The sequence below is a fragment of the Sphingomonas beigongshangi genome, from assembly GCF_016820445.1.
Lineage (GTDB): Bacteria > Pseudomonadota > Alphaproteobacteria > Sphingomonadales > Sphingomonadaceae > Sphingomonas > Sphingomonas beigongshangi.
This window is the reverse complement of sequence record NZ_JADHDT010000002.1, coordinates 505231-512387: the sequence shown is the minus strand read 5'-3', so window position 1 is coordinate 512387 and position 7157 is coordinate 505231. Positions and strand designations below refer to the sequence as shown.

Genomic DNA, 7157 nt, shown 5'->3' with positions numbered 1-7157 from the left:
AATGCCGCGATGGTCGAGGAAGCCACCGCCGCCGCCCGCTCGCTGTCGGCCGAGGCCGACCAGCTCGCCCGGCAGGTCGCACGGTTCAGGCTGGACAGCGAACGCCAGGCCCCCGTCGCCGCGCCGACCGTCGTCCACGACCTGCAACAGCGGGCGGCGGAGGCAGGGCGCCGCATCGCCCAGAGCGTCTCGCCGCGTCGGCAGGGCAATACGGCGCTCGCGATCGCGCAGGAAGACTGGTCCGAATTCTGACCGGAGGGGGCGGCGGACCAAGCCCCAAAGCTCTTCCCGCCGCCCCTTGCCCGACGATGAGGATGCCCCATCATCGTCCGCAACAAGAAATTAAGCAACGTTCTGTAGCACTTACTTCGCACGGCCAGATCGACGAACGTCGCTGGCCACAGTGGGAGGAGGCTGTGATGTTGCAATGGTTCGAGGCGCGGGCGCCGATCCGCGTCAAATTTCGCGTTTTGGCGACTATCCAGGGGGTGTGGGGTCTTGCCATGATTGCTCTGGTCGCGGGGTTGGCGGCCAATGTGTTCAGCGTCCCGCCGCCGGTGGAGATCGCGCTCTGCGCCTCGGGCATCGCGCTGATCGTCGGCGCGACGGTGCTAGCCGGGCGTTTGATCTGCACGCCCTACGTCAACACGGTCGTTCGCATGGAAGCGCTCGCGGCGGGCGACCTGGCGTCGCCGATCGCCTATACCGAAAACGCGGACTGCGTCGGCCGCATGACCAAGGCCATGGCGATCTTTCGGCGCAACATGGAAGAGGCCAATACCGCCGAGGCACAGCGCATCATGGCGCAAGGCCTGGCAGGCGGCTTGAGCGAACTGGCGGACGGCAATCTGCTCTATCGCATCGACGAGCCCTTCCCGGCCGCGTTCGAGCCGCTGCGCGTCGATTTCAATGCTGCGATGGACGCGATCAGCGAGACGATGCGCGCCGTCAGCGTCGCCGCGGCCGGCATCCACGGCGGTTCCAACGACATCCTGCACGCGTCGGACGACCTGTCGCAGCGCACCGAGCAGCAGGCCGCCAGCCTGGAAGAGACCGCTGCCGCGATGGACGAGATCACCGCGACCGTGCGCCAAACCGCCGCGGGGGCGGTCAAGGCGAACGCGACGGTCGAGGAGGCCCGTGTCGAGGCCCAGCAATCGGGCGGCATCGTCGGTCGCGCCGTCGAGGCGATGGGCGGCATCGAGCGCGCGTCGAATGAAATCTCCGAGATCATCAGCGTGATCGACGGCATCGCCTTCCAGACCAACCTGCTCGCGCTCAACGCGGGGGTCGAGGCGGCGCGCGCGGGCGACGCGGGCAAGGGCTTCGCGGTCGTCGCGTCCGAGGTGCGCGCACTCGCCCAGCGCTCCGCCGACGCCGCCAAGGACGTCAAGACCAAGATCACCGCATCGACCGAGCAGGTCGAGGCCGGCGTCCAGCTGGTCAGCGAGACGGGCGCGGCACTCAACCGCATCATCGGGCGGATCGGTGAGATCAGCGCGCTGGTCGGCGAGATCGCCAAGGCGGCGGAAAGCCAGGCGACGGGCCTGCAGCAGGTCAACACCGCCGTCGGCGAGATGGACGGCGTGACCCAGCAGAATGCCGCGATGGTGGAGGAAGCCACCGCCGCCGCCCGCTCGCTATCGGCCGAGGCCGACGAGCTCGGCCGGCAGGTCGCACGGTTCAGGGTCGGATCGGAACGGCCGGCACCAGCGTCGACCAATACGGTGCACGACCTGCAACGCCATGCCGCGGAAGCGGGGCGCCGGATCGCCCGCGCCGTACCGCCGCGGGGTCGCGGCAGCGTGGCCGTCGCGGCGAGCGATGACTGGAGCGAATTCTGAAATGGCCGCTCCGGTTTAATTACGCCTTAACCAGTGGCGGGTAATCAGGTCCGATACAGACATACGAGAGGGGGGCTTCTCACATGATCGGCACGGCAAGAAAGGTTCGCCATCGAACGTCGAAGACCGGCGCGGTGCGAAGCTCTGCGGCGCGTGCGCTCACGTGGCCGGCGACTCGCCCGATCCTCCCGCTGTGTGCGTGGCCGGCCCGTCAGATCCGCCCGGTGGCGAACACCGGGCGGATCACCCCGCCGCGGGATTTGTCCGAAGCCGTCGATCGATCGGCTTCCTGATTCTCTCGAGATCGAAAAGCGAAACCAGACATGCCCGTGCATCCGCTTCCCGCCTCGCTCGATACGTCCGCAGCCTCGCCGCTGCGCCATGACCTGATCGCCACCCTCGACCGTGGCGAGGCGATCCATCTCGATGGAAGCGGGGTCGCCCGGGTCGGCCAGGCCTGTCTGCAGGTGCTCGCGGCGGCGCAGGCCTGCGCGGTCGCGCGCGGCGTCGGTTTCCGGCTCGACGATCCCAGTGACGCCCTACGCCACATGATCGCGCTCGCGCGGCTCGAGTCGGCGCTGGCCCCGAACGGCTGAAGGACAGGATCACGCCATGAACTTCGACGAGATCCAGCAGATCTTCTTCCAGGAATGCGAGGAAGGCCTCGCGACGATGGAGGGCAATTTCGCCGCCGTCCGTCAGGGCGCGTATGACACCGAGACGATCAACACGATCTTCCGTTCGGTGCATTCGATCAAGGGTGGCGCCGGTGCCTTCGGTCACGAACGGCTCCAGGCATTCACGCACGAATACGAGACGCTGCTCGACCTCGTCCGCAACGGCACCCTGGTCCTGACGCCGGCCTTGCTCGGCACCATCGTATCCGCCTTCGACATGCTGTCGGATCACGTCGCCGCGGCGCGCGACGGCGGAACGCCGCCGGCCGACGGCGCCATGCTCGCGCGGCTGATCGAGGCGGCGCACGCGCCCGAGCCGCAGGCGGCGCAGGACACGGTGACCGAGGCCGCCACCGTCTCGACCGGCGCCGTTGGCAACGATTTCGACGACCTCTTCGAGATCTGCGCACCCGCGCCTTCCACCGGCGACGGCGATGGTGGGGACGACGGGTTCGACGATCTGTTCGCCCTGTGCGAGACCCCGGCGACCGACGAGACGGGTGACGGCTGGCACATCACGCTCGTGCCCGGACCGACCGCGCTCGATCACGGCGGCGAACCGCTGCTGCTGCTGCGCGAACTCGCCGCGCTCGGCGCGGAGGTCACGTCGTGCGACCTCGGCAATTTGCCTACGTTGTCCGATCTTCATCCGGAGCGCGCCTATCTGGGCTGGACCCTGACCGCACCATCCTCGGTCGCGGAAGACGATATCCGCGCCGTCTTCGAATTCATGGGCGACGTCGACCTTCGCATCGTTCGCGGCGCGAATGCCGAGGACGAGGCGCCCGAAGCGCTTCCGATCGCGAACGCACCCGAGGCTGCGTCGGCCCCGATGACCGACACGCTCCCTCCCTCCAGCGCGCCGCAACCCGTCAAGGCCGCCGCGTCGCCCGACCCGGCGGCGACGGTGCTGCCGCCCGAGGCTGCGGCGCCACGGACGGCAGCCGCCGCGGTGCAGACGATTCGGGTCGACCTCGACAAGCTCGACCGCCTCGTCAACCTGGTCGGCGAGCTCGTCATCACCCAGGCGATGCTGGCGCAGCGCCTGTCGGAGCATCAGCTCGGCGGCATATCCGAACTCACCGACCTCGACCACCTGACGCGCGAGCTGCAGGAATCGACGATGGCGATCCGCGCGCAGCCGATGAAGACGGTGTTCAGCCGCGTACCCCGCATCATCCGCGAGCTCGAGGTCGAGACCGGCAAGCGCGTCCGCCTGGATATCGAGGGCGAAATGACGGAGGTCGACAAGACCGTCGTCGAGCGCATCGGCGAGCCGCTGACGCACCTTATCCGCAACGCGGTCGACCACGGCCTGGAGACGCCGGCGGAGCGGCTCGCTGCCGGCAAGCCGGAGGAAGGCGTCGTCACGCTGTCCGCCGCGCACCATTCGGGTCGGATCGTCATCACCGTCGCCGACGACGGCCGCGGCATCGATCGCAAGCGCGTCCGCGCCAAGGCGGTCGAGCGCGGCATCATCGCCGCCGACGCGATCCTGACCGAAGAGGAAATCGACAATCTGATCTTCGCGCCCGGTTTCTCGACCGCGTCGACCGTGTCGAACATCTCCGGGCGCGGCGTCGGCATGGACGTGGTGCGCAAGAACGTCCAAGCACTGGGCGGTCGCATCGGCATCAGCTCCCAGCTCGGCCACGGGTCCAGCTTCGCGCTGTCGTTGCCGCTGACGCTCGCGGTGCTCGACGGGATGATCGTGACCGTGGGCGAACAGACGTTCGTCATCCCGCTCGGCCATATCGTCGAGAGTCTGCGGCCCGACGACGACGCCGTGAAGTCGCTCGGTGCGACCGCGTCGCTGCTCGACGTGCGCGGCTCCTACGTCCCCGTCCACCGGATCGCCGAGCAGCTCGGTATTGCGGGCGCGATCGCGGATCCGACCCAGGCGGTCCTGATCGTCGTCGAGTCGGATCATGGCCAGGCGGTGCTGATGGTCGATTCGATCCAGGACCAGCGACAAGTCGTCGTGAAGAGCCTCGAGGCCAATTACGAGGCGATCCACGGCCTCGCCGGCGCGACCATTCTGGGTGACGGCCGAGTCGCGCTTATCCTCGATGTCGATGCGCTGATCTCGCGCTGGCGCCGCGATCCGCGCCACGGCGCGCCGCAGCTGGAGCTTGCGGCATGAGCGCGGCGCCCCGGCCGAGGGCCGTGTCGCCGGCACCTTTGCCCGCGGCATCGCGTCCTACCGAATTCGGCTTCGGGCCTGACGATCACCGGCACATCGCGGACTTCGTCTATGCCGAAGCCGGCATCCTGATGCCGCCGGGCAAGGCGCAGCTGGTCTACGGCCGCCTCGCCCCGCGCGTACGCGCGTGCGGCCTGACCAACTTCACCGACTATATCGCACGGATCGAGGCCGATCCCGTCGAACGCCAGAATGCGATCGACGCGCTGACCACCAATCACACCAGCTTCTTTCGCGAATCGCATCACTTCGACCATTTCCTCGAACATGCCTGGCCAGCGCTGTCCAACCGCCTGGCGGATCGCGGGCGTGTCCGCATCTGGTCCGCGGCCTGTTCGAGCGGCGAAGAGCCCTATTCGCTGCTGATGGCGATGTGCGGCACGGAGCGTGGCGTGGCCCAGCGTCTCGCCCGCTCCGACCTGCGCATCCTCGCGACCGACCTGTCGACGGAGATCCTGGCCGCCGCCGCCCGCGGGCGGTATTCGCAGGACACGGCGAAGGGCGTTCCCGCCGAGCTGCGACGCCTGTGGATGCACCCCGTCGATCGCGAGCTCGAGGTCGACCCCCTGCTGCGGGAGCGGGTCGCCTATCGCAAGCTCAACCTGCTCGAGGACTGGCCGATGCGCGGCATGTTCGACGCGATCTTCTGCCGCAACGTCATGATCTATTTCGACGAAGCGACCAAGGAGCGGCTTCAGTCGCGCCTCGCGGATCGGCTCGCGCCGGGCGGCTTCCTCTACATCGGCCATTCCGAGCGGTTGAGCGCCAGCGTCGCGCCCCGCTTCGCCTGCGTCGGCCGCACCACGTTCCAGAAGGTCAGCGCATGAATCGTGCCCCCGTCCGTACCCTCATCGTCGACGATTCGGCGACCATGCGTGCGATGATCGCGCACAGCCTGTCGCAGGACGACGAGATCGAGGTCATCGGCGCCGCCGATGGGCCCGCGACGGCGCGCGAGATGATCAAGCAGCTCAATCCCGACGTCATCACGCTCGATGTCGAGATGCCCGGGATGAACGGGCTCGATTTCCTCGACAAGATCATGCGCCTGCGCCCGATGCCGGTGGTGATGCTGTCCACGCTGACCGGGCGGGGGGCGGAAGCGACGATCCGTGCGCTCGAACTGGGCGCCTTCGACTGCTACCAGAAGCCGAACCGGTCGAATGGCGGCGATCTCGGCGACGGTCTGACCCAGCTGGTGAAGGCTGCCGCACGCAGCCGGCGGCGCGCACGGGCGATCGAGCCGGCGCACCCGAGCGCACCCGCGGACTATGCCCCGCGTCCGGGGACGTTGATCGCAATCGGCTCTTCCACCGGCGGGGTCGAGACGCTGATCGAATTGCTGAGCGGTTTTCCGGAGCAATGCCCGCCGACCGTCATCGTGCAGCACATGCCGGAGCCGTACGTCCCGACCTTCGCCGCGCGGCTCGACAGACTGTCCGCACCCAAGGTGTCCGTCGCCCGGTCGGGCGCTCCGCTGGCGGCAGGGCATGTCTATATCGCGCCGGGTGGCGCCCGGCACATGGAGATCACCGGCGGCACGATGCCGCGGTGCCGGCTGGTGGAAGGCGACAAGGTGAGCGGCCATCGCCCCTCCGTCGACCGGTTGTTCCACTCGATCGCGCGTGTCGCGAGCCGCGATACGGTCGGCGTCATCCTCACCGGCATGGGCGCGGATGGTGCGGAAGGGTTGAAGGCGATGCGCGCCGCCGGCGCGCGCACCTTCGGCCAAGACCAGGAAAGCAGCGTCGTCTACGGCATGCCGCAGGTGGCCTGGCAGATCGGCGCGGTGGAAACGCAGCTGCCGCTGTCCCGCATCGCGTCGCGCGTCCTGTTGGAGTGCCGCGCATGAGCCCGCTGCCGCGCGCCGCCGACGGCCTCTTCCGGATCAACGTGCTCCAGGGCGAGACGCGGGTCTCCGACGATCCGGGCGCCGTGCTGACGACGGTGCTGGGCAGCTGCATCGCCGCCTGCCTCTATGATCCGATCGCCAAGGTCGGCGGCCTCAATCATTTCCTGCTCGCCGAACCGGGTGGCGTGGATACGGATCCGCAATCCATGCAGCGCTACGGCGTCTACGCGATGGAGGTCCTGATCAACGCGATGCTGGCGATGGGCGCCTTGCGCTCCAACCTGAAGGCGCGCCTGTACGGCGGCGCCAACATGCGCGACGGCTTTCGCGACATCGGATCCGCCAATGCGCAATTCGCCCGCCGATTCCTGCGCGACGAGCGGATCGCCCTGGTCGGAGAAGACGTCGGCGGCCATGGCGCGCGCCGCGTCGAGTTCCGTCCGACGCTGGGCCTCGCCCGCTGCCGCATCGCCAGCGAGCGTCCCGTCGAACCTGCTCCCATCCTCGTGCCCAAGCCTGCCGCGCCACGCGCCAGCACCGGCGACGTGGAATTCTTCTGATGACGACCGCATTTGCCAGCA

The 7157-nt window shown here is 68.6% G+C and carries 6 protein-coding genes and 1 pseudogene; all 7 read left to right on the top strand.

What is annotated here, in order from left to right:
• Positions 1-252: pseudogene (locus IQ292_RS05750) on the top strand (methyl-accepting chemotaxis protein); the annotation flags it as partial.
• Between the two features lie 167 nt (positions 253-419).
• Positions 420-1844 carry a methyl-accepting chemotaxis protein gene (locus IQ292_RS05745; protein WP_203309328.1) on the top strand — a complete coding sequence of 475 codons (1425 nt, stop codon included), beginning with the start codon at positions 420-422 and terminating at the stop codon, positions 1842-1844.
• A gap of 323 nt (positions 1845-2167) precedes the next feature.
• The gene (locus IQ292_RS05740; protein ID WP_203309327.1) at positions 2168-2440 is read left to right on the top strand and encodes an STAS domain-containing protein; all 273 of its coding nucleotides are present in this window, start codon (positions 2168-2170) and stop codon (positions 2438-2440) included.
• 16 nt (positions 2441-2456) lie between these two features.
• Positions 2457-4664 carry a chemotaxis protein CheA gene (locus tag IQ292_RS05735; RefSeq protein WP_203309326.1) on the top strand — a complete coding sequence of 736 codons (2208 nt, stop codon included), beginning with the start codon at positions 2457-2459 and terminating at the stop codon, positions 4662-4664.
• Positions 4661-5551: a CheR family methyltransferase gene (locus IQ292_RS05730; protein WP_203309325.1), complete on the top strand. Its 891-nt coding sequence runs from the start codon at positions 4661-4663 to the stop codon at positions 5549-5551. Before IQ292_RS05735 ends, IQ292_RS05730 begins: the two co-directional genes overlap by 4 nt.
• The gene (locus IQ292_RS05725) at positions 5548-6576 is read left to right on the top strand and encodes a protein-glutamate methylesterase/protein-glutamine glutaminase (protein WP_203309324.1); all 1029 of its coding nucleotides are present in this window, start codon (positions 5548-5550) and stop codon (positions 6574-6576) included. Before IQ292_RS05730 ends, IQ292_RS05725 begins: the two co-directional genes overlap by 4 nt.
• Entirely contained in the window at positions 6573-7136 is a 564-nt protein-coding gene (locus IQ292_RS05720; RefSeq protein ID WP_203309323.1) for a chemotaxis protein CheD, read from the top strand. The genes IQ292_RS05725 and IQ292_RS05720 overlap by 4 nt, the downstream gene beginning before the upstream one ends.
• Positions 7137-7157: the final 21 nt, after the last annotated feature.

Excerpts from the sequence above, each read along its gene's own strand:
- IQ292_RS05725 (WP_203309324.1), top strand. The coding sequence starts at position 5,548 with ATGAATCGTGCCCCCGTCCGTACCCTCATCGTCGACGATTCGGCGACC.
- IQ292_RS05735 (WP_203309326.1), top strand. The coding sequence starts at position 2,457 with ATGAACTTCGACGAGATCCAGCAGATCTTCTTCCAGGAATGCGAGGAA.
- IQ292_RS05745 (WP_203309328.1), top strand. The coding sequence starts at position 420 with ATGTTGCAATGGTTCGAGGCGCGGGCGCCGATCCGCGTCAAATTTCGC.
- IQ292_RS05730 (WP_203309325.1), top strand. The coding sequence starts at position 4,661 with ATGAGCGCGGCGCCCCGGCCGAGGGCCGTGTCGCCGGCACCTTTGCCC.
- IQ292_RS05740 (WP_203309327.1), top strand. The coding sequence starts at position 2,168 with ATGCCCGTGCATCCGCTTCCCGCCTCGCTCGATACGTCCGCAGCCTCG.
- IQ292_RS05720 (WP_203309323.1), top strand. The coding sequence starts at position 6,573 with ATGAGCCCGCTGCCGCGCGCCGCCGACGGCCTCTTCCGGATCAACGTG.